Here is a 26301-nt window from a genome sequence, read left to right on the forward strand (position 1 = left end):
TAATTTGCGTTTAGGGACGTTTTAATATGTCGAATAAATCTTGTTGGATTTTAACTAAATAGGGATCTAACGTTTTATTTTGTTGCCAACTGGTTGCTAAATCATGACAAACCAATTGTTGATTTATCTCGCCGACCATAACGCCTGTTTTGCCTTCTAATGCCATTTCAACCGCAAAGGCCCCTAGTTTAGTGGCCAAAACTCTGTCTTGGGATACCGGAGAGCCGCCCCTTTGAATATAACCAAGAATGACTGGGCGGCAATCAATCTGGGTTTTTTCTGTGAGTACTTCAGCAAGGTTAGTGATGCCTTGAGGCCATAAATTTTCGGTTACCACAACAATATAGCTAGAATTTCCCCTGCGTTTTTTTACCGCTTCAATATGGTCTATTAAGTTTTCTAATTCATGCTCACAGCTACGAGATAATTCGGGCAATAAAATATGATCTGCGGCAGAGGCAATGGCAGCATTGAGGCCAATAAATCCTGCGTGACGCCCCATAACTTCAATAAGAAATATTCGTTCAAAGGCATCGGCTGTATCTCTGACTTTATCAATGGAATCTAACGCGGTTTCAATGGCCGTGTAGTAGCCTATTGTTGCGTCCGTTCCATTTACGTCGTTGTCGATAGTGCCAGGTATGCCTATGACTTGGCCTGACCAATGTTGAGATAAGTGCTTCGCGCCTCGAAACGAACCGTCTCCACCAATAACTATTAGTGCCTCAATCCCCAGTGCATCAAGATTTTTAGCTGCCATTTTAGCGGCATCATCTGCTTTAAAACTCAAACATCTAGCACTGTTTAAAATAGTGCCACCGCGTTGAATGATGTTGGTTATGTTTGTAGATCTTAACTTTAAATACTCTTGTTCAAGTAATCCATTGAAACCATGGCGATAGCCATAAACTTGCAGTCCGTAACGTAAACTTGTTAACACTATGGCGCGGATACAAGCATTCATTCCCGGTGCATCACCGCCTGACGTGAGAAGCGCAATTTTACGCATATAAATTATCTCCTTGCTTGGACTAAAATGATAACTCCTTGTTAAACATAGTCCTTATACAAGAAACTATAAAGATTTGCATGGTTCAGGTGGTCAAAATAGCAGGTATTGCAAAACTGTAATAATTCATGAATTACCCTTGCCTCACTGAGTCTTGTAAGCAATGATGTCAAATATATGCATACCACATAGTGAAATAAGAGAATATTTTAATGATGTTTAAACATGTAGTTATCAGTGTTTGTTTAGTCGCAATACTATTGCTCAGCGGCTGTACTTCAAAATTTGCTTATAACAATATTGATTGGATGATGTATTGGTACATAGATGATTATATTGATTTAGATAAATCTCAAAAAGGCTTACTTGATGAAAAAGTTGAAAAATGGTTAAAGTGGCATCGCCAACAAGAGTTAGCCAATTATCGTCAGCATTTAATAGATGTAAAAGCGGATATTCAATCCGGTTATTTAACCTCACAAGAATGGTCGAATCATATGGAGCGCGGCAACCAACACTGGGCGCGCTTTAGAAATGAAATCAGCCCCGAATTAGCTGAGTTATCCATTCATCTTAGTGACGATCAAATACACGAAATGTTTGACGCATTAGAAAAGGAGAACCAGAAAAAAGAAGAAAAGCGGAATAAAAAATCTAAAGAAGAGCGTCGGCAGGACGCCATAGAGGACACCCAAGATCAAATAAAAAAATGGGTGGGTAAATTGTCCAATTCACAAAAAGAACTGATCCGCACACATGCCACTAAATTCCTCTCCACCTTTGAGCAATGGATAGCGTATCGTCGCAGTATTCAAGCATCCGTTAAAAATATCATGTTATCGCGGCATGAAGTGCCGAATTATGCTGAAGAAGTAAATTATATGTTTCAGCACCCAGATCTATTTAAAAGTCAGGAATATCTGCAGGCAAGTGAACACAATCGTAGAGTTTATATTCAATTATTAGTGGAGCTACAACCCACGTTTACTGAAAAGCAAACTAAACATATTCAAAATGAATTAGATGACTTGATTGACGATATAGACGACTTAATTGACGATTAGTCAAATTTCAGTTTCAGTACTTGCACAAATCACTTGATGTTTTGAGTTGCCATCTGCTTACAAAGTGTCGGGCACAACAGGAAGTCTAGCGATTTACCCAGGTGATCCACGTACCCTTGGGATAGATTTTTCAATTAACTATTAAAAACAGCAATAAACACTTTTTGTTTAGATAACAATAGGGTTAAATAGCGCAATTGAACCATCAAGAATAGTTAGCGGTATTAAAAATATGAGATTAAGATTAAATGGATTTTTTCTTTCTTTGATTACGGCTGTTCTGTGGGGAGTTCTCCCTGTATTTTTGCAAATATGTCTGCAAGCCCTAGATAGTATGACTATTACTTGGATTCGTTTTCTGTTCGCTGGGCTTGTGGTGTTTGTGTTGTTAGTGAGTCGCAATGCGTTGCCGAATATATTGAAACAGCTGCCAAGATCTCAATTTATCTTGTTAATTGCCGCATTGGCTTTAGTCGTAAACTATGTATCTAACGTCAAAAGTCTTGATTACGTCAATCCAGAAACTGTGCAAGTGATGATGCAAATAGCGCCTATTTTATTAATGCTCGGTGGCATAGTGTTTTATAACGAACACTTAAATCGCCTTGAAATAATCGGCGCTATTATATTATTCGTAGGCTTGGGTTTATTTTTCAGTCCTAATTTAGGTCGGTTGTTTTCTTCAATTAATGCTTATAACGCAGGGATATTGTTAGTCGTGCTTGCTGCTGTTTCTTGGGTAGCTTATGCGCTTATGCAGAAGGTTCTTTTAAGGTCATTTACTGCTAAACAATTAACCTTACTAATTTACCTAATCGGTATCCTCGTTCTCACCCCTTTTATACATTTATCCGCAATAACCGAATTGAATCATCTGCAATGCTTTGCGTTACTTTTTTGCTGTTTAAATACGGTAATTGCCTATGGTTGTTTTACCGAAGCATTAAATGTATGGAGTGCCGCTAAAGTGAGTGCGGTCATTGCAACTGGCCCCGTGTTTACATTTATAAGTGTGGTGATTGCCCAGCACTTACTGCCAGAGCAATTTAGTTTGATTGCTCTTAATGAATTTGTGATTTTAGGTGCTGCTTGTGTTGTGTGTGGCTCTATGACGACTGCGTTAGCAAAGCGTAAAGTCGTAAAACCCGTTGTTTAGGCAAATTGCTTCACTCAAGGAATTGTATAGTAAAGATGTAAATATCATTTACGTTTAACCATACTCCCTCGAAAACTCACTGTAATGATTAAACTTGTTTACAAGATAACCTTTTTATTAAAGAACATGGGATCATGATCTTTTCCGAAGCGGGGGTTTTACTGTTAATGTTGTTTAGCAATAACTTAGTCGCTTGTCGTCCAATTTCGTAGGGGTTTTGCGTGATAACCGTGATTGGCACCTTAAAGTATTCCGCCATTGGTATATCATCAAAACCTAGCAAAGAAACATCGTCAGGGATGACGATATTAGCAGCATTCAATACTGATAATAATTCCGTAGTAATGGCCAAATGTTGTGTAAAAAACACGCTAGGTGGATTTTCCGTGTGTAAATACTCTATTGGCGATTGTTCAAATCCAGTTTCTCGGTGCCAATATTTAATGAGGCTTTGATCCATTGGAATAGCATGCTTTTGCAAGGCATCTGCATACCCAAGAAATCGATCTTTTCGCGACTTAACTTGATTGAAATCTTGGGTTACAAAGCAAATTCGCTTGTGCCCTAACTGAATAAGGTATTCGGTTGCTTCAAACGCCGCTTTTCGATAATCGGAAATAATAATATTCTTTTCTTGGCCATCATGTTCTAACTGGAAATGCACTATGGGTAAGCCGTTATCACTGTATCGATTAATTAAATCTGTATTCTGCCCAGATGACGCAATAATAATCCCATCTACTCGTAATTGATTAAGGGTGTCTAAGGATTTTGCTTCTACCTTTGGATCCACATCCGTGTTGTAAATTAATAAGTTGTACTCACTATTTTTACAGTAATCGTCAATGCCTCTGATGGTTCGGCTCGTATAAAAACCGGTTATATCGCGAACTATTACACCAATGGTTTTTGTCTTATTCATTTTAAGGCTGCGGGCAATAGGGTTGGGGACGTAATCCAGTTCGCTAATGGCTTTTTGGATCCTCAACTTTGTTTTCTCTGACATATAATCGAAACGACCATTCAAATATTGAGAGACGGTACTATTTGATACTCCAGCTCGTTTAGCCACATCAATAAGTTTTGTTTTTGCCATTTATTTATTTCTTTAAAAAGTACTAATTGGTCGGATATTGACATTTTGCAACAATATGTTAACTTAATCAACTAAATCGTTTTAGTAAAACCTTTTAGTTTTTATATCTTATTGATAATGTTAGATAATGTTTCGAGAGGAAAAGTGTGGAAATTTCTAATATTGAATACCTGGTAATTATTGGTTATCTAGCGTTAATTATTATCGTTGGTTTTGTTTTCAAAAAGTTTTCAGCCAATACAGATGATTATTTTAAAGGCGGCTGTAAGGGCACTTGGTGGTTAGTGGGTAGCAGCGCCTTTATGAGTGCGTTTAGCGCCTGGACGTTCACAGGTGCAGCAGGTATCGCTTACGAATCTGGCTTTTCCGCCATGTTTATCTTCTTTGGTAACGTCCTTGGCTTCTTCGTTAATTTTCTGTTTATGGGGCCATGGTTACGACAAATGCGAGTGACCACCTTTCCAGAGGCGATTGCCAGTCGTTTTGGTGAAACTACCCGGGATTTTTATGCCTACTACGAGGTCCCCATTCGTATTTTATATTCCGCAATGGCACTTTACGGGCTGGGCATATTTTGTTCCGCCGTCTTTGGCTATGACATCAACTACGTGATAGTGGTGTGCGGCATTGTGGTATTGCTCTATTCGGCAACGGGCGGTCGCTGGGCGGTAATGGCCACCGACTTTCTACAAGGGTTAATCTTGGTGCCTTTAACCCTAATTGTTGCTTGGTTGTGTTTGGATGCACTTGGGGGCGTGGGCAATTTATTTGCAGAAATAGAAGCACAAGGTCTCAGTGAAGAATATAGCATGGTCAATTCTGCGACTTTATTTGGAGGGGCGTACACTTGGGGCTGGGCTAGTGCAATGATGGCAAAACAATTCATTGTGTTTAATTCTATGAATGCTGCACCACGTTACTTTTCTGTAAAAGATGGAAAGGAAGCCCGCAAAGCGGCCTTGTTTTGTTCAATATTAATGTTATTAGGCAGTCTGATTTGGTTTTTACCACCAATAACCGCGCGACTTCTCTATCCCGAACTGGTAATGGCCTTTGATATTGCTAAACCGGCAGAGGCCAGTTACGCCGTGGCTAGCATTAGCTTGTTACCGCTGGGATTGGTTGGCTTGATAGTCGTGGCTATTCTTGCTGCAACTATGAGTTCTATGGATACAGGTTTGAATACGAATGTAGCCATTTTAATTAAAGATATCTATCCAAAACTGGCTCGCAGATTACGCTGGCGGTCTAAAGGGGAGTTGGAACTCTTAAACTACGGACGGATGTTAACTTGGGTGATGGGCTTTCTAATTGTTATTTTAGCTCTGTATTTTGCACAACAAGATGGTTCAGGCATTTTTGAGATCATGTTACAGGTGGGCACTCTGCTATCTATGCCCATTACAATTCCGCTGTTGCTTGGCATGTTTATTCGGCAAACACCATGGTGGGCAGCACTGTCTTCTATCGCTTGCGCGTTAATATTTTCTAGTTTGGCATTCTTCGAAGTTCCCTTAAGTTACTTTGGATTTTCCCAAGCTTATAGCGATGGGTTTGATTGGAACTTCCAACAGCAATTTTTTGGGGTGTTGGGTACAGGCACATTTGGCTTTCTAATCTCTATGTTGTTTGCACCAGATGCCAACTCCGCACATCGCAAAATGGTTGATTTGTTTTTCAAAAACATGAAAACACCAATCGATTTTGAAAAAGAAATTGGAGAGGGGAATGATTTAAGTCAATTAACCGCAATAGGTCAGTTTGGCGCGGCAGTAACAGGGTTTATCGCGTTAATGTTGCTCATCCCAAATCCACTAGAAGGCAGAATCGCGATACTGGTGCTTGCAATCATTATTGGAGTCATCAGTGCGTTAATGCTTAGAGCCGGCAGATCATCAGTTAGGCAAGTTAAATCCACCCCGTCTTAGGTTAATTGATGGCGAATGATTATTTAAAAGCTTGCAGCTTATCTATGAAAATGAATTTTGATTACAGGAAGAAACCATGAACTATTTGCTTATCAACGAACAACTCGATGCCCTTAAGGCTGAGATTAAGACCACTCGCAAAGAGCATTTGACTCGTCTTATTGAGCAGTGTCGGTTGTATGAAGATGAGGTACTGTCAAAAGACCATCCCAAAACCAGTATTACCTATATGGGAATGGCCGCTGCAAATTTAAGTTTGGCTTACTTGCTGACTGAACAGGAGCATTATCTGATTGAGGCGAAGCGTTGGATTTTCACCGCCGTAGATTACGATGTATGGGGATATGGCTTCCTCGTGGATGTTGACCTTAGTGCGTCGTGGATGTTGTTTGGACTAGGATTATCTTACGACTGGCTCAAAGATCATCTAACGGAAGAGGAGCGCACTAAGTTTCTTAACAAACTAATTTTACAGGGAAATAAAATATTCGACTATGGTCAAGAAAACCTTGGCCATTGTTGGTCTACAAATTATTGGCAGAATCATAACTGGATAAATTATTCAGGATTGTTGACCACGGCTTATGCTATTCGCCCTGAGCATGAAGGTGCACAGCTATGGATTGACGAAATTAAGGATAACTTCGACAAAGTTTTTGATTATTTACCTGAAGATGGCTCTAACTACGAAGGTACAGGATATTGGCGATTTGCAATGAACTTCTTCTTAGTCGCCGCTGATCTGATCCGCAAAGATGGCGGCACGGATCACTTTAAAACCGGCTTTATGGAAAATACATTTGACTACCGCCTGTACCAATCAGCGCCGAATTGGGAAGAAAATATTAACTTTGCTGATGTACACGACAAGCGCAGTTCCCATTCCATTTGTGCCTATTACAAGATTGCATCAGAGTACAACAATGGCCAAGCGCAGTGGTTAGGGGAAATGGTCCGGACTAAATTTCTGTTTAGAGAAGCCTATCAAAGTAAAATTTTTCCTGGGATCCTGCCTGAGGCGTTTCTTGAATTGATATGGTACAACCCTGAAATAGAGCAGCAATCACCGGAAAATTTACCTCTCACTAAATATTTTCCTGATCTTGGAATGGTAGTGATGCGCTCAAGTTGGGATACGGATGCTACCCATTTATCCTTTAAATCGAGTCCTGCTGGAGGTCATAAACAATGGGAAATGAGTTGGGAGCTGGATAAAAAGAACGATTGGAAGACCCGGAGCCTTACTCATTATCATGTAGATTTTAATCAATTTGTATTGGTGCATAATGGCGCCTCTTTAGTGATTGATGAAGGCTACAATCGTACATCTAAGGCTGAAATTCATAATCTGGTGACCGTGGATGGTACCGGCTGCGTAGGTGAAAAAATATGGGAAGAAGGGGATTTGAGTGATCCTGTACTATTTGATTTAAACTGCAAAGGAATCCATAACGTTTGGCGAGATGTGCCGGAAGAGGCCATTGCCCAAGTGGAAGCTTTTTCTAATGAAGGTGGTTATACCTATGTCGTTGGTGAATCCAGTCGTATGTACTACCCAGAAATGCAACTTACCCGTAACGCCAGGCATATTATTAACAGTGAGTGTGGGTATTTCATTTTATTAGATGAATTGGAAAGTCAGTTGGAACATACCTATACATGGCGAATTCACTCTGAAAAGTATGCCCATAAAATTGCTGAAAATCAGTTTGAGATAGTCAATGGAGAAGGGGCCTTGAATGTGTTTACAGTATTTCCGGAAGCCCGTGAGACAAAAATTGACGAGACGTTAGTTGAAGAGATCATGACTCCTCAACGGCCCGACGACATACGAAGAATTAGTTTAAAAACCCTGTTAATTGAAAATCAGGAAAAAAGTAAGAACACCTATTTCTTGAACGTTTTCCAACCTAAAGATGCAATTCAATCAGACGAGAATCGTGATATTTCAATACGATCCCTTAAAGGAGAAAACTGTATTGGCGTTGAAATTACGTCAAAACAGTTCGTTGAAACCTTTTTATACTCTAGTGACAATAAAATAGCCTACGGCGATATTCATGGCCAAGCGAGGTGGATATCTATCTTACGAGATAAAGCCGGTAAAATTGTTAAAACAACAAGTTATGATGGTGTTTGATAAAAGGTTACTGAAAAATTAACTTAAATGAGATTTATTATTAGGAAGAGTAAATGTTAGATCAATTTAGTTTAGAAGGAAAAGTTGCTTTAGTAACCGGCTGTAAGCGAGGAATAGGCAAAGCAATTGCGTTAGGGTTTGCCGCTGCTGGCGCTGACATTATTGGTGTTTCAGCAAGTTTAGAGCGACAAGGTTCAGAAGTAGAACAAGAAGTGAATGCTCTTGGCCAAAAGTTTAAAGGTTATCAATGTGACTTTTCAGACCGTAAAGCACTCTACAAATTTATCGACGAGGTTAAATCGGACTTCCCCCAAATTGATATTCTTGTGAATAATGCTGGTACGATATTACGCGCACCGGCCGCTGAGCATGGTGATGAACTTTGGGATAAAGTAATTGACGTCAATTTAAATTCTCAATTTATTTTAAGCCGTGAAATTGGTAAGGAAATGGTTGCTCGAGGTCAAGGGAAAATCATCTTTACCGCTTCTTTATTGACCTTTCAAGGTGGCATTACGGTTCCTGGCTATGCCGCCAGTAAAGGCGCCATTGGCCAATTAGTTAAAGCCTTATCGAATGAATGGGCGGGTAAAGGTGTGAACGTTAATGCCATTGCACCAGGTTATATCGATACCGACAATACGGAAGCTCTACGCAATGATCCAGCTCGTGCTGCCAGTATCCTCGAACGCATTCCTCAAAATCGATGGGGAACCCCTGAGGACTTTAAAGGGCCGGCTGTATTCTTAGCTTCTGAGGCGTCTAGTTATGTCAACGGTACTGTTCTGCTAGTTGATGGCGGTTGGATGGGAAGATAATCAGCTGGCAAGGTGATGCAATCATCTAAAATTAACTGTCCTTTGGCCTACCTAATTCACATTTTTGGCAATTAGGTAGATCACCCGTATTCTCAGTCCAATCTGCTCATTGTTCTTTTGGTTTTTGACCAATGGGCGTGCCATCTTTTTTGCAAATTGTATCAAACTCATCGCGATAGTAACGCAAGTTAACACAAGCCTCTTCATATCTGAGCTTAGCCGTTAGCGCTTGCTGAGGATAATCTGTTTTTTGCATGACTTTACGCAGTCTTTCACAATCTTGATGTTGTTGTTTAACTTCCAAAATTTCTTCGCAGGGATTGTCGTTACTCACACAGGCAGATAATGCAATTATGCAAACGCAGGTTCCAACAGTTTTTATTATTTTTTGAAAAGGACGGCAATAATCCATGGAATACTCACAGCTGATTGAAATTCATCAGAAACGTTACTTTCTTTCACCTTAACCGAGTAAGGCGGAAAAAGCCATCGAATAAAAAAGTTACCTGCCTGGGTTACACAACAAGGAGTGACAAAATAGTCGAACTGCGGATTGCAGCTTCTCGTCCGGCCCCTTCAGGGAAAAATTTATTTTTGCGATTTGAGTTTAAACGGATGTCGTTTAAAGAAAAGTGGTGGAGGGGGCAGGATTCGAACCTGCGAAGGCTGAGCCGGCAGATTTACAGTCTGCTCCCGTTGACCGCTTGGGTACCCCTCCAAAGAGGCGCGTATACTAACAGGAAAATTGAGTCTGTAAATAGAATTAAAGATTTTTTTTTAATTAACGATAAAAAGTAGATTAAAAGGAAAATACTTTGGCTGTTGAAATTACCCCAGAATCTAAAGTGGTTGCATCCGATCTTGAATGGTCTGGAACCCTCAATCGTGCCTTGCAGCAAGGGGAAAAGTTCGCATTGTTATTGGCAATGTTGGAAGACAATTATCTGCAACGCCCAAACATTCATGACGAAGACCATGAGCCTAGCCATTTTCCTAGTAGTATTAGCAAACACCACTATCCGCAAACGCCACTTGAAGCAGAACCCCGAGACTGGTCATTTGCGCGCACCACAAGTGAGCTAATGACACAAAATATCAGTGACGCTATTCTTTGGCAAAAAATGCATCCCCAGCCATTGGCCACCTTGAATGATGCGAAAAGAATTGAACCCGAAGTGATTATTAATTGTGGTTTTCAAACTCAACAACGATTCCATTGCAATGAAGCAAGCAAAATTGATGTAGATGAAACCAAACTCTACGATATTTTAAATGGAATGAATTGATTAGTTATATTTAACCTTAATGAAATTATGGTTTTTGCAAAATTATCACTAGTTGGTATAATCCGCGCCGCAAAAATATGCTTTGGTTTTACGTTCCAATTCGCAAAAAGGTAAAATATGTCTAAATTCATTGTTTGCGCAATGTACAAATTCGTTGCGCTTGAAAATTATAAAGAAATGCGTCAGCCACTCCTTGACGTGTTAGAAAGTCACAATATCAAAGGAACTTTGCTACTTGCTAGTGAAGGTATTAACGGCACGGTATCTGGTACTCGGGAAGGCATTGATAGTCTCATTGCCTACCTCAATAGTGATATCCGCATCAACCCCATTTCCTGTAAAGAATCTCTGGACGACGTGCAGCCGTTCTACCGCACCAAGGTGAAACTCAAAAAAGAGATTGTCACTATGGGCGTTGAGGGAATTGACCCGCAAAAAACAGTAGGGACTTATGTGAAACCTGCCGACTGGAACGCGTTAATATCCGATCCAGAGGTGTTACTTATCGATACTCGCAACGATTATGAAATTGAGATCGGGACGTTCGAAAACGCAGTCAATCCTAAAACTGACTCATTTCGAGAGTTTCCACAGTACGTTGCTGATAATCTTGATCCTAAAAAACATAAGAAAGTTGCTATGTTCTGTACAGGTGGTATTCGTTGTGAGAAATCGACTGCGTTTATGAAAGAACAGGGATTTGAAGAGGTTTATCACTTAGAGGGTGGGATCTTAAAATATTTAGAAGACGTTCCCGAACAAAATACCATGTGGAAAGGGGATTGTTTTGTCTTTGATAACCGCGTGGCGGTTGATCATAAATTGCAAAAGAGCCATTACGAAGCCTGTTATGCTTGTCGTTTACCTATTACTGAAGAAGATAAACAGACGCCAGAGTATGAACCAGGGGTAAGTTGCCCTAAGTGTTTTGGCAAACATACAGAAGAGCAAATAGCACGTTTTCGTGAGCGTGAGAAGCAGGTGAATTTGGCTAAAGAGCGAAATGAAGAACATGTGGGTTCAGAAGCGAGAAAGGCAACAAAACTGCGTCGACAACAGAAAGCCGCTGAGCGCAGAGAAAGACGCATAGCAGCAGGTAAGTCAGCATAGACAGACGCAGTTATATCGCGTTAAACTGATGTTTGAATTAATTTAGTAAGTATTATAAGACTTAAATATGACCGACAAAACACCATTGGATCACAGCAAAATTGCTGAAATTCGCAAAGAGTTCGATTTTTTTGACCATGATAAAAACGGTCAAATTGATTTACCTGAGTTTATTGAACTTTTAACCATTCTTTCGCCAAAAACGAAAGCGAGCCATGTGCAAGAAGGATTCTCCCTTATTGATGAAAACAACGACGGGTTCATCGATTTCGAAGAGTTTTTAGAGTGGTGGCAAGAAGCGTGGTGGGAATATTAATTCCATAGATTGATAAATCTATATAAGGGCCCCGTAAGGGGCTTTTTTATGTTCGATAGTGATAATGTGATTTAAGGAAAGCTATTCATGCATGTTGAGAAACATTTTCAACTGACAGATCTCGGTGAGTTGCAAAATATCATTGCACAAAATAGCTTTGGATTGTTGGTAACCGCCGATTTAAGTGCTACTCATTTACCCTTTGTTTGTGAGTTAGACGAAAACGGTAAGCTCTGGTTGTATGCCCATATGGCGAAGGCCAATTCACACTGGAAAACCATCGATAATACCCGTGCACTGGTTGTGTTTAACGGGCCTCATGCTTATATCTCACCTAGCTGGTATGATAAGAAACCCGCAGTGCCAACCTGGAATTATGTAGCCGTTCATTGTTATGGTGATGTTCATTTGTTGGACGAAGGTGAGACGGCCATAAGAATGCACCAATTGGTATCTCACTACGAACCCAGTCTATTGAAAGATGAGGTCACAATGCCCGAGGCGTTTCAACATCGTCTGCGTCAAGCTGTGATCGGTTTTAAACTTGAAGTAAATGACGTTCTAGGAAAAGAAAAGCTGGGGCAACATCGTAGTCATGAAGATCAAGTTGGCGTGTTATCAGGCTTAACCAATAGTACAGATCCCATGGCAAACCTATTAGCTGAATATATGCAAGCTCGTAATCTGGGGAATGGCGAAGCCTAATTGGTAACTTACTTAATATAATGAGTATTGGAAAATGACACCGGCAATCAACCTGGCCAAAAAACGTAAAATTCAATTTACTGTTCATCAATATCAGCATGACGCAGATGCTAAATCTTTCGGTTTAGAGGCTGCTGAAAAGCTCGGTTTAGATGAGGAGCAGGTGTTTAAAACTTTGGTAGTGGAGTTTGATGGTAAAGAATTAGCTGTCGCCATTTTACCCGTCAATACCAGTTTAAATATGAAGTTAATGGCCAAAGCTCTGGGCGCAAAAAAAGCTCAGATGGCCAATAAAGCCGACGTGGAGCGAACTACGGGTTATGTTTTAGGGGGCGTGAGCCCTTTAGGCCAGAAGAAGCGGCTGAAAACCATTATTGATGGCAATGCTCAAAAATTTCCAACGATTTTCGTCAGTGCCGGGCGAAGGGGGTTAGAAATTGAATTAGCAGCCGATGATATGATCAGCTTGCTGGGTGCAAAATACGCCCAAATCAGCCAACACTAGAGTGCTTTGGCATTATTCCATGCAATTGAATTCGGGTTCATCTAATGCGTTTTGAAATTAGTTATTAGCAGCGAAGAAAACAAGGTAATTGTAATACAAGCGGTTTAACTTATTACACCGTTAGTCTTGGAAACTGCTGTTGGGTGTATAAATGTCTGTTATTATTCATCTTTCGATTTAATTGTTAATTGTTGTAATGAACTCAATGCCATCTACTCGCTCCCTTTTTTCCTCTGCCATTTTAATACTAGGCATTTTCTTGATCGCTGCCAATCTGCGGGGCCCCATTACTGGAATTGGTCCAGTATTAGATCAAGTTATTGATAGTTTCCAACTAACAGCTTCGCAGGCGGGGATGTTAACCACATTACCGTTACTGGCATTCGCTGTTGCTTCGCCGTTGGCTCCAAGTTTAGCGAAACGATATGGCCTTGAAATATCCTTATTTGTTGCGCTGGCCTTAATCGGTTTTGGACTTGGTATTCGCTTGTTCGACTCAGTGATTATTCTTTACCTAGGTACTGCAGTCATTGGTATAGGAATCGCCATAGGTAACGTGTTATTACCCAGTTTAATTAAACGAGACTTTCCCCATAAAGTAGCGGTTATGACCTCAGCATATGTATTAGCAATGGGAGTGTTTGGAGGCAGTTACTCTGCTGTGATCATTCCATTGGCTGCTTATCAGGATTTCGGCTGGAAAATGGCCCTAGCCAGTTATGCTTTAATCACATTATTGGGCCTTATAGTTTGGTTACCTCAGTTAAAATTACATACCAAGCCTACCAAAGATCTCACCCAGTCTTTCACTAAAGGGAAGATTTGGCATCATGCCATTGCGTGGTATGTGACCTTGTGTCTTGGTCTCAATTCTTTTTTTACTTATATAATAATTGCTTGGTTACCTAATATATTGATCGAAGGAGGGCAGGAAGCGCAAAAAGCGGCTGTCTATCACGGCGTATTTTTAATAGGTTCAGCTGTACCTGGAATTATCTTAATACCATTATTATCTAAACTAAAAGATCAAAAAATACTGGCGCTATTGTTAGCTATTTTAGGATTCCTATGTGCCTTAGGGTTACTGTATCTACCTAGTTTTGCTTTGGTCTGGTCTGCCACGTTAGGTTTTTGCTCTGGAGCTATTTTTATCTTAGGTTTGTCTTACATCAGTTTGCGCACCCACAATTCAAGACAAGCGGCTTCGTTATCTGGAATGGCACAGTGCATTGGTTATTTATTGGCAGCTATAGGCCCAATGTTTGCCGGGGGGTTACATTCGTATTTCAGCAGTTGGGCACCGGTCTTGTGGCTATGCGCCTTAGCGAGTTTGTTATGCGGTGTGTTTGGTTATTTAGGTGGTCGAAACATCAGTTTACATGAACATGCTTAATGCCTGTGAAAGCGGCTTTTTGCGATAGCTGAACGGACAATAAAGGAATCAAAACCAATTCAAATAGGAACAGATACTCAATTCCTAATTAGAATTAGATGAAATTCAAGGTATAGATAAAGTGGCTTTCGTCAGATCAGGTCTAAATTTCAAGAGATTAATTTCATAAATGATTGAGTTGGGTTATGTGGAGCAACTCGCCAACCGGCCCCCAGAGATAAAACACCTGACCCCAGGACTCAGTTTGAATTTCCGATAATTTTGTCTTGTGTTCGGCATTTTGAGCAAGAGAGTAGGCTTGTTCGATATCCTCTACACATATCTGTAGCATCAAATTTTCGGCTAACTGTTGATTATAGAAACGTTGAATAAAAAAATAACATTCCCCATTTTTGCACAAAGTTAGATCATCGCTGGCGAATTCACAATCGAATCCCAATTGTTGATAAAAACCTATGGAGTTTTCATAATCTAAACTGGGTATAAATACTCTTATATCTTCAACTTGCATGGGATTTCGATTCTCTTAATCTTCAGGCTCGGTAGGTCGGGCTTTTTTACGCATGGGAATGTGACCTACATCAACGCCTTCTTGGGAACGGATCCGTTTTTGTGGTTTAGGCGTGCTTTGTTGTGCTACTTTTTTGGTTTTTTTCTGTACGGCACCTTTTAATGCTCTTTGCTTAGCAGGTTTAAGTCCTTTGAATTTTCCTTCAAGCCCCTCAAACTCACTGAAACTTATGCTTTGTTGCAAGATACCTTTTATGGCAATAAAACTCTGCCAATCTTTAGGGCCAACAAGAGAGGCTGCATTACCTTTACTGCCTGCTCGGCCCGTGCGTCCAATTCTATGAATGTATTCGTCTGCCAATTTAGGCAGATCGAAGTTGATAACCCATTCGACTTTACGTAAATCTAAGCCCCGCGAGGCCACATCCGTGGTAACCAATACCTGATGTTGACCACGACTAAATGAGTTCATAATATTACTACGTTGAGATTGAGTTAAACTCGCGCTCAAGGCTGCACTATCTATGTTATCAGCCGTTAATAGTAATGATAATTTCTCGGTATCTTCTCTGGTGGCAGTAAATACAATTACTTGCTTGTTGTCGGCATTTTTTAGCAGTTTTTTGAGCAGTAAAATTTTATGATCTAAATGATCTGCTAAGTAAAATTGTTGTTCGATGTCGAGATGTTGTTCTCTAGAGTCACCGACACTTATGCGTTGCGGTGCATTCAACATACGTTCTGTTAAGTAATGCAATTCTGCTGAGTCTAATGTGGCAGAAAACATCATTGTTTGGCGCTTTCTATGATCTGCACAGCGGTCTATTAATTTTAACTCATCGGCGAACCCGAGATCTAACATGCGGTCTGCTTCATCTAGGATAAGTAGTTCAAGACCATTCAAATATAGACTTTTGCCTTTAACATGATCCGCTATTCTGCCCGCTGTCCCTACCACAAATTGCGGGTTTCGTTTAAGGGCTTTCACCTGATCATTAAAATTTTCACCGCCTAAAATGAGGGTGGCAAAAATATTTTGATTGGCAATCAACCATTTGAGCTGCATAAATACTTGTTTAGCTAACTCTCTAGTTGGCGCTAGAATCAATACTCTGGGATCTTTTCTACTTAACGCTCGTTGTTTAAAAACCCGTTGCAGCGCTGGAATTAAAAACGCTAGTGTTTTCCCCGACCCAGTTTTAGATGAAGCAAGTAAATCTTTGCCTAGCAAGCCTTGTCCAATGGCTTTTGCCTGGATTTCGGTGGCTTCTTGAAAGCCTTTTACTTCTAAGGCTTTTAAAATTCGATGGTCTAAGGGGAAATCATTAAATTGCAAGGTTAGTTCTCTTTTAAGTCTTGAAATTGAGCTAGTTGAGATATTAACACAGAGATGTAATTATCATCCGAAAACTTCTCCCAATTACACACTGGATATAAAGTTTTTAAGCTATTTCGCTGTACTTCATTTTTAATTGGTATCTCAGCTTGCCAAGCTAAACCATAGGTACCGATAAGTTCTGCCAGAACATCTCTCAGGGCTTTATCTTTTAATAACGTCATATTAGCGCTTATAGTGTCGGTTGATGCAGCTATTTTAGTACTATCAATTCTCGCTTCATAAATGGCTTTTAATATTGCAAAGTAAGCAGTCCGACTGCCGCTTTGAGAACGTTTTAATTTTCGCTTTATACGATCAGATAGACGGGCGAATAAATCTAATTTATCTTGATACAAAAAACTTAATAATAGATTTTCCCCTGATAATACTTCACCAGAACGACGTTGGAGTTTTTCATTGAGTTTTAAAGCTTCACTGAAATGTACTTGTGCTTGTGGATATTTTTTTTCGATTAAACTGATATTTCCGAGCCCATTTTCAACAATAGCAAATACCGATGCGAGTTCATGTTTTTCTGCTATTCCTAGGGCAAGCTCATATAATATCCTTGCTGTTTGAGTATTACCCAATCTTAGTTCCACAATAGCTAAATTCATTATGGGTATGACTTTACCCACTTCCGTGCTGTTATTGTTAGCGCTACACAGGTAACTTATTTTGGCATCCAGTAAGAATCCTGACTTACGCATCCAAATGCCAAGGCCATTTAACCAGGTTGTCCGGTTTGTTTTGGAAAAGTCAGTGTTTTGTAGTTTGCTAAGATGAATTAGTGCATCTTGAATTTGATCTAAGTCTGCGACTCTGATTGACGCAATCATTTTTGCATCATACCAATCGGCTAAAATTTCATGGTTGCTGATGCGCAATAAATGCTCTTTGTTACTTAAAATAGCCAATGATCTCTCTGGTAACACAGATAAATAATCTCTAGCTTCTTGCAACTTATCTTGAATAGGCATGGCAATCATTTGTTTATTTGCAAAACACGGGAAAACAAATACCCAATACAACGCTGCGCTTAATATTCCTTTTTTCAACATAAATCTCAAACTAATAGTTGTTTAAAAATAATCGTGGCCTTTTAGTAGGATTGTAATTGAACCTGGATTAAAAGTAATCAAATTAAGTTAATTGAGAGGGGACAAAAAGGGGCAAATCAAAGGATTATAACAAACATTCAAAGGGAGGAGCTTGCATGTAAAATAGTGTCGTTGAGGGCAGGGAACATATCCCTCAATGACACTTTAAAACGCGACTTAAAATACCATTTCTTTTACTGCATCGCTGACCACTAATTTACCAGCAGTTTTTTCTTTCACTTCATCAACAGAAACGCCAGGAGCAAGTTCTAATAAATGAAATGCGCCGTCTTTAACTTCTACTACGGCTAAATCGGTAATAATTTTATTGATGCAATTCACACCAGTAAGTGGGAGGGTACAACTTTCCAATAATTTTGAATTGCCATATTTATCTGCATGAGTCATTGTTACAATGATATTTTTAGCACCTGCTACTAAATCCATTGCCCCTCCCATACCTTTTATTAGTTTTCCAGGGATCATCCAAGACGCGATATTACCACTTGTATCCACCTCAAAAGCACCTAATACAGTGAAATCTACATGGCCACCTCTGATCATCGCAAAGCTTTCAGCTGAGTTGAAAATTGATGCTCCGGTGATTGTTGTGACGGTTTCTTTTCCAGCGTTTATCATATCTGCGTCTAGCTGCTCTTCTGTTGGGTTGGGACCCATGCCTAAAAGACCATTTTCAGACTGCAACATTACAGCGATATCTTCAGGCACATAATTGGCCGCTAGTGTTGGAATACCAATGCCGAGATTAACATAATCTCCGTCTTGAAATTCTTGAGCTACGCGCATAGCAATTTGATCTCGCGATAAAGCCATTAGATATCTCCTTTGGTTGTTGCAACAACACGACGTTCAATGCGTTTTTCAAATTCACCTTTAATCACTCTATTTACATAGATACCAGGGGTGTGAATTTGACTTGGTGGAATAGCACCAGGTGGCACAATTTCTTCTACTTCAACTATGGTGATTTTCCCCGCAGTTGCTGCCATAGGATTAAAATTCTGGGCGGTATGACGGTAAATACAATTTCCAAAAATATCTGCTTTCCAAGCTTTAACGATTGCAAAATCTCCGGTAATTGACTCTTCCAATATATAAGGGCGACCATTAAATTCTTTAACTTCTTTGCCTTCACCCACCGGAGTACCGTAACCCGTTGCCGTGTAAAATGCAGGGATCCCAGCTCCACCGGCGCGCATTTTTTCAGCCAAAGTGCCTTGCGGAGTCAGTTCAACCTCTAATTCTCCATCTAATAGTTGCTTTTCAAAAAGGGCATTTTCTCCTACGTAAGAGGAAATCATTTTGCTAATTTGCTTATCTTCAAGCAACAAGCCTAAACCGAACCCATCTACGCCACAGTTGTTTGAAACAACGGTAAGATCTTTGGTTCCCATCTTTTTGATCTGGGCAATTAATCCTTCCGGTATGCCACACAAACCAAATCCACCGGCAATCACAGTCATACCGTCTTGCAAGCCTGCTAACGCGTCTTCATAGCTGGTAACAACTTTATTAAATCCGCTCATAAAAGCCTCTTCTTTACAAAAATTTAACTTAGTATTAATCCAACTTGAATTAAAGTAAAATTGATTTAATATGCTTATTAATAAGTTTTATTTATTAATTGGTGCGAACATGTTGTCCTATAAACAATTGCAGTGTTTTATTACATTAGCTCGCTCTAGTACGTTTGCTGAAGCAGCGGAAAAAGTACATCTTTCACAACCCGCTTTATCTACCTCCATCAAGAAATTAGAAGAGTTTTTGGGAGGGGCATTATTTTCACGTACTACTCGCAAAGTTCAATTAAGCCATGAAGGCAAAGAATTTGTACCTATTGCTAAACGTTTAATGCACGATTGGGAAACGGCCATTGCCGATATGCAAGATTTGTTTGCCATGCAAAGGGGGCGGCTAACAATTGCAGCTATGCCATCTTTTGCGAGTAGTATTTTACCGGGGGTATTAAAGTCTTTCCATCAGCGCTGGCAAGATATTAACTTAACCATTCGTGACGTTGTGATGGAAAATGTGATTGATTCCGTGCGCGAGGGTCGTGCCGAAATTGGCTTTACTTTTGAGAATGATCAGTTGGACGGCTTGGATTTCTATCCTCTAATGACCAATAAGTTCATCGCCGTAGTTGCCGCAAACCATCCACTTTCAACAAGTGCAAAAGTCACTTGGCAACAATTATGTGAATATCCATTTGTGGTGTTGAACCGAGGATCGTCTGTACGAAAATGGATTGAAAATTTTGCCCGTACAAATCACATTAATTTGAATATAGTGGCGGAGGCAAACCAATTGGCAACCTTAGGGGAGTGCGTTAAGCAAGATATTGGTGTATCCGTTGTGCCGGGCATTTGTCAGCAACAATTTAGTCATACTGAGCTGGTATGTCTACCCATTGAAGGTGAGAACCTCATCCGTCGAATAGGGATGGTTAAGGCGTCTCGAAAGTCTCTGTCGGTGCCAGCTGAAACACTGTGGCAGTTGTTGATGGAAAAAGGTGAAAACGATATTACCACTTTTTCTTAGGGGCAAATAACTCATCTAGTTCGTCTCTTTCTTCTTCTTGCTTTTTCTGCCTGTCTTTAGCATTGGCATTGCGTAGGTTATCTTGAATAACTTTTAAGCGATCTTCTAGGGCCGCTTTACGCTCAATATTGTATTGGTCAGGTTGGTTTTGTGCTTCCAGAGCGGCAATGGCCTTTTCAAAGTATTGACGAGCGGAGCCTAACATATTGGATTGTAACGCGGTGTTACCCCGTTTCGCCAATGTTTCTACATTCACTTTAATTTGCAGGGCGGAAAGTTGTCTATCTTCTACGCTATATAATTGGGTGTCGACTTTTCCCTTCGCATGCTCTGAACGCAACAGCGAACGAAATTTTTTCACAGCTTGAATATATTGAATCACCATCTTGTCACTATCAGGTAAAACAAAGTTATCGTGACTTGGAGGCGGGGATTCCATATCAACCATTTTTAAACGGTCTTGGCTCTGTTTTATCCGCTGTTTTAACTCCGGAATACCAGGGTTGAGCTCATACATAATTTTGAGGGCATTTAGAATTCGATTTTGTAACACCGCCACTAAACGTTGAGATACAGGAATCGTATCGACAGTCATTAGGATATCTTCCGTCTCATCAATTACCGATTTTTGTTTGGCAATCTCAGTCCGTTTTTCAGCCTCGATTTTTTCTTTGTGCTGTTGCAATGCGTTTACCACAATTGCAACCACAACTAACGAGACGATTAAAATTATTATGATAGGAAAAATCATTTAGCCTTTAAATCCTGTAACAACTGACTTTTTGTTCTATAAAACCGGACGTTAAGGCAACTTAAGTGTAAAAACACTGCCGCCTAATGTTCCGCCATTGGATAACAATATCTCACCTTTTTTATCACCTCTGCGGTGAGCTGAAGCGATTAATCTAGCAAAAAATATTCCTAATCCTGTTCGACCGTTAACCAATTTAATATCCTGCATTTCAATTTTATTGTTAACTAACATTTTACTGGGATAACCTTCACCATCATCTTCTACTTTAATAAATAGCCAATCATCTTCTTCATAGGCAGAAACTAACAACTTAGAACTGCCATAGCGTATTGCATTTACCAAAATGTCATTTAATAAAAGATGAATTAAATCTTGGTCTAAATAACGTACAAGCCCTGGTGTCTGTTCTATTTCAAGGGTCATATTTTTATGTCCCAAATAATGTTCATGGGTAATAAAAATGTTTTCCAATAGATCGTCAATAAAACACTCATCTTCATTTATCGGCAGACTTTCCATTTCCGCCCTATATAAAGACAAAAGTTGTACTAAACCCGTATTTAAGCGTGATGATTCGTAGTGAGCATTAGATAATAACTGCTGTGCAGCGCGATTTTCCGGTTCAATCGTTTTATTTAGACCATCAATAGACTGTTGTAAGAGATTTAGTGAACTTTTCATGTCGTGTACGGCAGCGGCTAGTACGGTGGAAAAGTCGATTAATTGTTGCTCTTTTACGGTCACTATAATACTCATTGAACTGGGCTACAAAAGATTTAGTATCCCTGAACTAAGGGATATTTACCAAAAATTTTACTTAACTGGAATAAAAAAGCAGATTTTTATTAAAATTTTTTGGAATTAATGTAACCTACAGTAAATATGTTTTGCATATATGTATATGTTCTCAAAGGCACTTGGTTAATAAAAATGAAATTACAGCAACTAAGATATATTGTTGAAGTCTTAAACAACAATCTGAATGTTTCTGCTACTGCAGAAAATTTATACACCTCACAACCGGGGATAAGTAAACAAGTTCGCATGTTAGAAGATGAACTCGGCGTCCAGATTTTTGGTCGCAGTGGTAAACATCTAACTCATGTCACTGATGCTGGCCAAGACGTGATTAATATTTCACGAGAAATCCTGGCTAAAGTAGAAAGTATTAAAGCTGTAGCCAGAGAACACACTTTACCTGATCAAGGTAAACTAAATATCGCGACTACTCATACCCAAGCACGTTATGCATTACCTGATGTGATAAAGGGCTTCATGGGTAAATACAAAAAAGTGTCATTGCATATGCATCAAGGTACACCTTCGCAAATAAGTGATTTGGCAGCTAAAGGTGAAGCTGACTTTGCAATCGCTACCGAAGCTTTGCATTTGTATAATGACTTAGTGATGTTGCCTTGTTATCACTGGAACAGAAGTATTATTGTTAATCGCGATCATCCCTTAGCGAAAAAGACCACAATTACTATTCAAGACATTGCTGAGTATTCATTAGTTACCTATGTGTTTGGATTTACTGGACGTTCTGAATTAGACCAAGCGTTTGACCGTGCAGGTTTGGAACCTAAAATAGTGTTTACTGCGACAGATGCTGACGTAATTAAAACCTACGTAAGATTAGGCGTTGGAGTAGGGGTCATTGCCTCAATGGCAGTAGATGACAAACTGGATAGTGATTTGGTGAAAATTGATGCCAGCCACTTGTTCGAATACAGCACCACCAAAATTGGTTTTAGAAAGGGCTCTTTCTTACGTAGCTACATGTATGAATTCATCGAACGCTTTGCGCCTCATCTGACTAAAGACGTGGTAGAACGCGCTATGATGCAAAAGAATAACGATGAAGTAGAGAAAATGTTTAAAGGACTTACGTTACCCGTTAAATAACGGGTAACGTTTTATGTTTAAGAGTGAGTATGTAACGCTAACACTCTATTATGTTTACCGCTAAACCGCCTCGTGCGGTTTCTTTGTATTTAGACTTCATATCGTTACCCGTATCCCACATGGTTTTAATGACTTTATCTAAGGATACTTTGTGTTGGCCTGAACCTCTTAAAGCTAATCGTGAAGCGTTAATTGCTTTAATTGCGCCCATGGCATTGCGCTCTATGCAAGGCACTTGGACTAAGCCGCCTACGGGGTCACAGGTGAGCCCTAAATTGTGTTCCATACCAATCTCTGCGGCATTTTCCACCGCATCAACTGATCCACCGATAATCTCTGTTAATGCACCTGCGGCCATTGAACAAGCAACACCTACTTCACCTTGGCAACCCACTTCTGCACCAGAGATGGACGCATTCTTTTTATACAAAATTCCAATTGCCGCTGCGGTGAGAAGGTATCTTGCAGCCGTGGGCTTTTCAACTTTGCGGACAAATTTGTCAAAATAACACAACACTGCGGGAATGATACCAGCAGCGCCATTAGTCGGTGCTGTTACCACCCTACCTCCAGCCGCATTTTCTTCATTTACTGCCAACGCAAAAAGATTCACCCAATCCATGGCTTGCATTGGATCGGCTGTTTGTTCCGTTTCTAATCGACGGTAAAGGGCGGGGGCACGGCGAGTCACTTTCAGTCCACCAGGCAAAATTCCTTCAGTATGAATTCCGTTATTAACAGACTCCAACATAACCTGCCAAATTTCCCATAGTTTGTCGATCACGTCCGCTTTAGGCTGCACAGTGGATTCGTTCTCTAACATTAATGCGCTAATTGAAAGACCGTTTTCTTTACACTGTTTAATTAATTCGAACGAGCTTGCGAAGGGGAAAGGTAGAGGTTTTTGTTGTTTTTCCAACGACATGTCTTTAACAGATTGAAAATCTTCTTGTTTGACTATGAAGCCGCCACCGATAGAGTAGTAGGTTTGGCTAACAACGAGTTGGTTATCTTGATAAGCATGAATTGTCATGCCATTTGAATGCAAGGGTAAGGTTTTACGGCGATGGAATACAATCGCGCCTTCACGGGGAAATTTGACCTTATGTGTGCCGTTCAAATTGATCTGTTGAGATTGTTCAATTTCCGATAGCCATGTATCAACCTTCGACACATCAACAGTTTCTGGATCGAAGCCCAGTAAGCCTAAAATGACGGCTTTTCCTGTACCATGACCTTTTCCAGTCTGCCCAAGTGAGCCAAATAATTCTACACAGACTTGATCAACGTTGGAAAGCAAATTGTCTGAAGAAAGTTGCTGACAAAAGGCATTTGCGGCGCGCATCGGTCCTACTGTATGTGAACTCGATGGGCCAATACCAACACTAAACATGTCAAAAACGCTGATCATTACCGTATTTTCCTCACTTTAATAAATATCATAATACTATGCTGATAGTTACTCAGGAGGGCAAGTGGTTGGCGGGGATTTTTAAACGAGAATTGTTAATGACAGCGTAAATAAAACTTATACAGTCTCATCGAGTGACTCATAGTCAATGTGATTTGATAGCAGTCTTACAAATGACGCTGTTGCACCCCAAATAGTTTTATCCTGCCAAGTGATAAAATAAATTGGTTGCCTAACCCCTTTACGTTTCGTCCAATGAATAAAGTGGTTTTGTTTGTCCATAAGATGCAAAAATGGCACTTCAAACACATTGTCAACTTCATTTCTATCCAAAGTCAGTTCAAATTCAGGCTCAACAAAACTTAAAAATGGTGTCACTTCAAAACGACTAACGGTACGAAATTTCGGAAGGCTTCCAATTAAGGTTATTTTATCCGCCGTTAGTCCAATTTCTTCTTCTGTTTCACGCAGCGCGGTATGGGCTAGATCAGTATCGCTTTTTTCCAATTTACCGCCAGGGAAACTCACCTGACCAGGATGATTCTTTAAATGCATTGCGCGTTGAGTAAATAATACTGTTAACTGGTCTACTCGCTCTATAATCGGGATCAGTACAGCAGCAGGTTTGCCTACTTCAGTTAAGGGAAAATCTGCTTCTGGTTTGATTTTTCTGATATGTTGAAAGCGACGAACAAACTCTTCTTTATTCATAGTCGTTTTCCAATATGGGTAAAATTTTCGACACCTTATCTAAACTTTCTTGATATTCTTCTTGAGGATTTGAATCTAATACAATTCCTCCGCCTGCCCAACAATATATCTGCGAATCTTCGCATAATAAAGTGCGAATACAAATACTTGTATCCATATCACCGTTTCTATTTATATAACCAATACTGCCACAATAAATATTGCGTCGATCTGGTTCTAATTCATCAATTATTTCCATCGCTCGTATTTTAGGCGCTCCAGTGATTGAACCACCTGGAAACGCGCCTTGTAACAAGCTTAGGCTATCATCATGGCTATTTAAGGTTCCTGTGACTGTGCTAACAAGGTGATGAACGGCTTCGAAGGATTCAATGGCAAAAAGCGCTGGGACTTGAATAGAGTGATCTTCACATGACTTACTCATATCATTTCTTAACAAGTCCACAATCATCAGGTTTTCTGCACGGTCTTTCTCTGAATGTTTTAACGCTTCAATATTTTGTTGGTCAGTTTGTAGGTTGGTTGAACGCGGACGCGTGCCTTTAATGGGTTGGCTTTCTACAAATCTGTTTTTGGCTTTTAAGAATCGTTCTGGTGAAATGCTTAAAACAGTACTGTTAACTAACTGAATATAAGCAGAGAAAGGCGCTCGATTAGCTTGTCTAAGCCGCAAGTAGCCTTGCCAGGTCGAACCATTGAACTGGGCGTTAAAACGTTGTGCCAAATTGACTTGATAACAATCACCGGCGTGTAAGTAATCAAGAATACGCTGCAATTTAATAATATAGTCAGCCTTCGACATATTGGATTGCCAATTTGTTTTCAATTCCCATGGTAATTGCGTTTCATCAGGTGCAGGAGTCATGAACACGTTTTCAATTTCTTGTTTACTTGGCGAGGGGAGGCCAGGAATATTCGTCAGGTAAAACAATCCTGTGTGATTATCTTTGATCACACTCCAACTATAAATTCCCACAGCCATGTCTGGATTGTGATGGCTATTTTTAGCCAAGCTAGGCAAAGTTTCATAACATCGTCCTAAATCATAACCAAAGTAGCCTATGGCACCAGAGGTAAAAGGCAATGGTGTTTCGGTTTCCATCGGCGCTGGGGGCTCTTTTGGTAGACAAGATTGTAATAACGACCGCAAAATACTGATTGGCTGACCGTCTCTTTTTACTGTCTTTTCTGTGGGGATGTATTCATCTAAGGGATCATAAAAATACTCTATTTCGCATACATTTTGATAGGCAGTTATCGCCGCGATGGGATCAGAGACTAGAATATCAAAGCGGGCATTTTTGTGTGTACTTTTAGCTGAATCGAGCAATATTGACCATTTAGTTTGGCAATAATGGGCAAACAATTCCGTAATGTCTGTTGAAGAAGGAATAGCAAGTGTTTGAATACGAGAGCTTTTACAAGCGCTATGCTGCATGGAAAT

26 protein-coding genes and 1 tRNA gene are annotated in these 26301 nt (G+C 40.0%); 13 read left to right on the forward strand and 14 right to left on the reverse strand.

Annotated elements, in window-relative coordinates; genetic code table 11:
- Positions 1-10: 10 nt before the first annotated feature.
- Positions 11-1009 carry an ATP-dependent 6-phosphofructokinase gene (locus Q4574_RS09005; RefSeq protein ID WP_303473722.1) on the reverse strand — a complete coding sequence of 333 codons (999 nt, stop codon included), beginning with the start codon at positions 1007-1009 and terminating at the stop codon, positions 11-13.
- 212 nt (positions 1010-1221) lie between these two features.
- Here Q4574_RS09005 and Q4574_RS09010 point away from each other — a divergent pair, with 212 nt between their 5' ends.
- Positions 1222-2073 carry a DUF6279 family lipoprotein gene (locus tag Q4574_RS09010; protein WP_303473723.1) on the forward strand — a complete coding sequence of 284 codons (852 nt, stop codon included), beginning with the start codon at positions 1222-1224 and terminating at the stop codon, positions 2071-2073.
- A gap of 232 nt (positions 2074-2305) precedes the next feature.
- Complete coding sequence (locus Q4574_RS09015; RefSeq protein ID WP_303473724.1) at positions 2306-3229, forward strand: DMT family transporter; 924 nt, start codon at positions 2306-2308, stop codon at positions 3227-3229.
- 88 nt (positions 3230-3317) lie between these two features.
- Here the strand turns inward: Q4574_RS09015 and Q4574_RS09020 are convergent, their stop codons facing one another.
- Positions 3318-4325, reverse strand: a complete 1008-nt coding sequence (locus tag Q4574_RS09020) for a LacI family DNA-binding transcriptional regulator (protein WP_303473725.1) — start codon at positions 4323-4325, stop codon at positions 3318-3320.
- Positions 4326-4471: 146 nt separating this feature from the next.
- Here Q4574_RS09020 and Q4574_RS09025 point away from each other — a divergent pair, with 146 nt between their 5' ends.
- The 3 genes from Q4574_RS09025 to Q4574_RS09035 all read left to right on the forward strand — a co-directional run bounded on the left by Q4574_RS09025 (position 4472) and on the right by Q4574_RS09035 (position 9211).
- Positions 4472-6253 carry a hypothetical protein gene (locus Q4574_RS09025; protein WP_303473726.1) on the forward strand — a complete coding sequence of 594 codons (1782 nt, stop codon included), beginning with the start codon at positions 4472-4474 and terminating at the stop codon, positions 6251-6253.
- Between the two features lie 76 nt (positions 6254-6329).
- Entirely contained in the window at positions 6330-8393 is a 2064-nt protein-coding gene (locus Q4574_RS09030; RefSeq protein ID WP_303473728.1) for a DUF4962 domain-containing protein, read from the forward strand.
- Between the two features lie 53 nt (positions 8394-8446).
- Positions 8447-9211 carry a 2,5-didehydro-3-deoxy-L-galactonate 5-reductase gene (locus tag Q4574_RS09035; protein WP_303473729.1) on the forward strand — a complete coding sequence of 255 codons (765 nt, stop codon included), beginning with the start codon at positions 8447-8449 and terminating at the stop codon, positions 9209-9211.
- 106 nt (positions 9212-9317) lie between these two features.
- Here the strand turns inward: Q4574_RS09035 and Q4574_RS09040 are convergent, their stop codons facing one another.
- Together Q4574_RS09040 and Q4574_RS09045 are read right to left on the reverse strand one after the other, a co-directional pair.
- Positions 9318-9623 carry a hypothetical protein gene (locus Q4574_RS09040; protein WP_303473730.1) on the reverse strand — a complete coding sequence of 102 codons (306 nt, stop codon included), beginning with the start codon at positions 9621-9623 and terminating at the stop codon, positions 9318-9320.
- A 221-nt stretch (positions 9624-9844) separates the two neighbouring features.
- Positions 9845-9929, reverse strand: a tRNA-Tyr gene (locus Q4574_RS09045).
- Positions 9930-10026: 97 nt separating this feature from the next.
- Between Q4574_RS09045 and Q4574_RS09050 the strand changes: the two genes are divergently transcribed.
- From Q4574_RS09050 to Q4574_RS09075, 6 genes are all read left to right on the forward strand, one after another.
- Positions 10027-10497, forward strand: a complete 471-nt coding sequence (locus Q4574_RS09050) for a VC2046/SO_2500 family protein (RefSeq protein ID WP_303473731.1) — start codon at positions 10027-10029, stop codon at positions 10495-10497.
- A 117-nt stretch (positions 10498-10614) separates the two neighbouring features.
- The gene (locus Q4574_RS09055; protein WP_303473732.1) at positions 10615-11607 is read left to right on the forward strand and encodes a rhodanese-related sulfurtransferase; all 993 of its coding nucleotides are present in this window, start codon (positions 10615-10617) and stop codon (positions 11605-11607) included.
- A 67-nt stretch (positions 11608-11674) separates the two neighbouring features.
- Positions 11675-11923 carry an EF-hand domain-containing protein gene (locus Q4574_RS09060; protein WP_303473734.1) on the forward strand — a complete coding sequence of 83 codons (249 nt, stop codon included), beginning with the start codon at positions 11675-11677 and terminating at the stop codon, positions 11921-11923.
- Between the two features lie 87 nt (positions 11924-12010).
- Positions 12011-12628 (forward strand): FMN-binding negative transcriptional regulator, encoded by a 618-nt coding sequence (locus Q4574_RS09065; protein WP_303473735.1) that lies wholly within the window; start codon positions 12011-12013, stop codon positions 12626-12628.
- 34 nt (positions 12629-12662) lie between these two features.
- Positions 12663-13133: a Cys-tRNA(Pro) deacylase gene (gene ybaK / locus Q4574_RS09070; protein WP_303473736.1), complete on the forward strand. Its 471-nt coding sequence runs from the start codon at positions 12663-12665 to the stop codon at positions 13131-13133.
- A 196-nt stretch (positions 13134-13329) separates the two neighbouring features.
- Complete coding sequence (locus Q4574_RS09075) at positions 13330-14526, forward strand: MFS transporter (RefSeq protein WP_303473737.1); 1197 nt, start codon at positions 13330-13332, stop codon at positions 14524-14526.
- Between the two features lie 163 nt (positions 14527-14689).
- On the opposite strand, the gene Q4574_RS09080 is transcribed toward Q4574_RS09075, so the two are convergent.
- The 5 genes from Q4574_RS09080 to Q4574_RS09100 all read right to left on the reverse strand — a co-directional run bounded on the left by Q4574_RS09080 (position 14690) and on the right by Q4574_RS09100 (position 19061).
- Positions 14690-15037 carry a lactoylglutathione lyase gene (locus Q4574_RS09080; RefSeq protein ID WP_303473738.1) on the reverse strand — a complete coding sequence of 116 codons (348 nt, stop codon included), beginning with the start codon at positions 15035-15037 and terminating at the stop codon, positions 14690-14692.
- A gap of 15 nt (positions 15038-15052) precedes the next feature.
- On the reverse strand, positions 15053-16372 hold the full coding sequence (locus Q4574_RS09085) for a DEAD/DEAH box helicase (RefSeq protein WP_303473740.1): 1320 nt from the start codon (positions 16370-16372) through the stop codon (positions 15053-15055).
- Positions 16373-16374: 2 nt separating this feature from the next.
- On the reverse strand, positions 16375-17475 hold the full coding sequence (locus Q4574_RS09090) for a tetratricopeptide repeat protein (RefSeq protein ID WP_303473741.1): 1101 nt from the start codon (positions 17473-17475) through the stop codon (positions 16375-16377).
- A gap of 216 nt (positions 17476-17691) precedes the next feature.
- Positions 17692-18348 carry a CoA transferase subunit B gene (locus tag Q4574_RS09095; RefSeq protein ID WP_303473742.1) on the reverse strand — a complete coding sequence of 219 codons (657 nt, stop codon included), beginning with the start codon at positions 18346-18348 and terminating at the stop codon, positions 17692-17694.
- Entirely contained in the window at positions 18348-19061 is a 714-nt protein-coding gene (locus Q4574_RS09100) for a CoA transferase subunit A (RefSeq protein WP_303473743.1), read from the reverse strand. The genes Q4574_RS09095 and Q4574_RS09100 overlap by 1 nt, the downstream gene beginning before the upstream one ends.
- A gap of 109 nt (positions 19062-19170) precedes the next feature.
- Here Q4574_RS09100 and Q4574_RS09105 point away from each other — a divergent pair, with 109 nt between their 5' ends.
- Positions 19171-20076 carry a LysR family transcriptional regulator gene (locus Q4574_RS09105; protein WP_303473744.1) on the forward strand — a complete coding sequence of 302 codons (906 nt, stop codon included), beginning with the start codon at positions 19171-19173 and terminating at the stop codon, positions 20074-20076.
- On the opposite strand, the gene Q4574_RS09110 is transcribed toward Q4574_RS09105, so the two are convergent.
- Both Q4574_RS09110 and Q4574_RS09115 read right to left on the reverse strand, forming a co-directional pair.
- Entirely contained in the window at positions 20060-20827 is a 768-nt protein-coding gene (locus Q4574_RS09110; protein WP_303473745.1) for a hypothetical protein, read from the reverse strand. The two genes, Q4574_RS09105 and Q4574_RS09110, sit on opposite strands and share 17 nt — an antisense overlap.
- 51 nt (positions 20828-20878) lie before the next feature.
- Positions 20879-21586: a sensor histidine kinase KdpD gene (locus Q4574_RS09115; protein ID WP_303473746.1), complete on the reverse strand. Its 708-nt coding sequence runs from the start codon at positions 21584-21586 to the stop codon at positions 20879-20881.
- A gap of 174 nt (positions 21587-21760) precedes the next feature.
- Here Q4574_RS09115 and cysB point away from each other — a divergent pair, with 174 nt between their 5' ends.
- Positions 21761-22735, forward strand: a complete 975-nt coding sequence (cysB, locus tag Q4574_RS09120; protein ID WP_216046411.1) for an HTH-type transcriptional regulator CysB — start codon at positions 21761-21763, stop codon at positions 22733-22735.
- 37 nt (positions 22736-22772) lie between these two features.
- On the opposite strand, the gene Q4574_RS09125 is transcribed toward cysB, so the two are convergent.
- The 3 genes from Q4574_RS09125 to pabB all read right to left on the reverse strand — a co-directional run bounded on the left by Q4574_RS09125 (position 22773) and on the right by pabB (position 26295).
- Positions 22773-24146, reverse strand: coding sequence for an L-serine ammonia-lyase (locus Q4574_RS09125; RefSeq protein WP_303473747.1), 1374 nt, complete (start codon positions 24144-24146; stop codon positions 22773-22775).
- Between the two features lie 117 nt (positions 24147-24263).
- Positions 24264-24857 (reverse strand): CoA pyrophosphatase, encoded by a 594-nt coding sequence (locus Q4574_RS09130; RefSeq protein ID WP_303473748.1) that lies wholly within the window; start codon positions 24855-24857, stop codon positions 24264-24266.
- Positions 24850-26295 carry an aminodeoxychorismate synthase component I gene (pabB, locus tag Q4574_RS09135; protein ID WP_303473750.1) on the reverse strand — a complete coding sequence of 482 codons (1446 nt, stop codon included), beginning with the start codon at positions 26293-26295 and terminating at the stop codon, positions 24850-24852. Before pabB ends, Q4574_RS09130 begins: the two co-directional genes overlap by 8 nt.
- Positions 26296-26301: the final 6 nt, after the last annotated feature.

This window comes from Aliiglaciecola sp. 3_MG-2023 (assembly GCF_030548205.1).
GTDB lineage: Bacteria > Pseudomonadota > Gammaproteobacteria > Enterobacterales > Alteromonadaceae > Aliiglaciecola.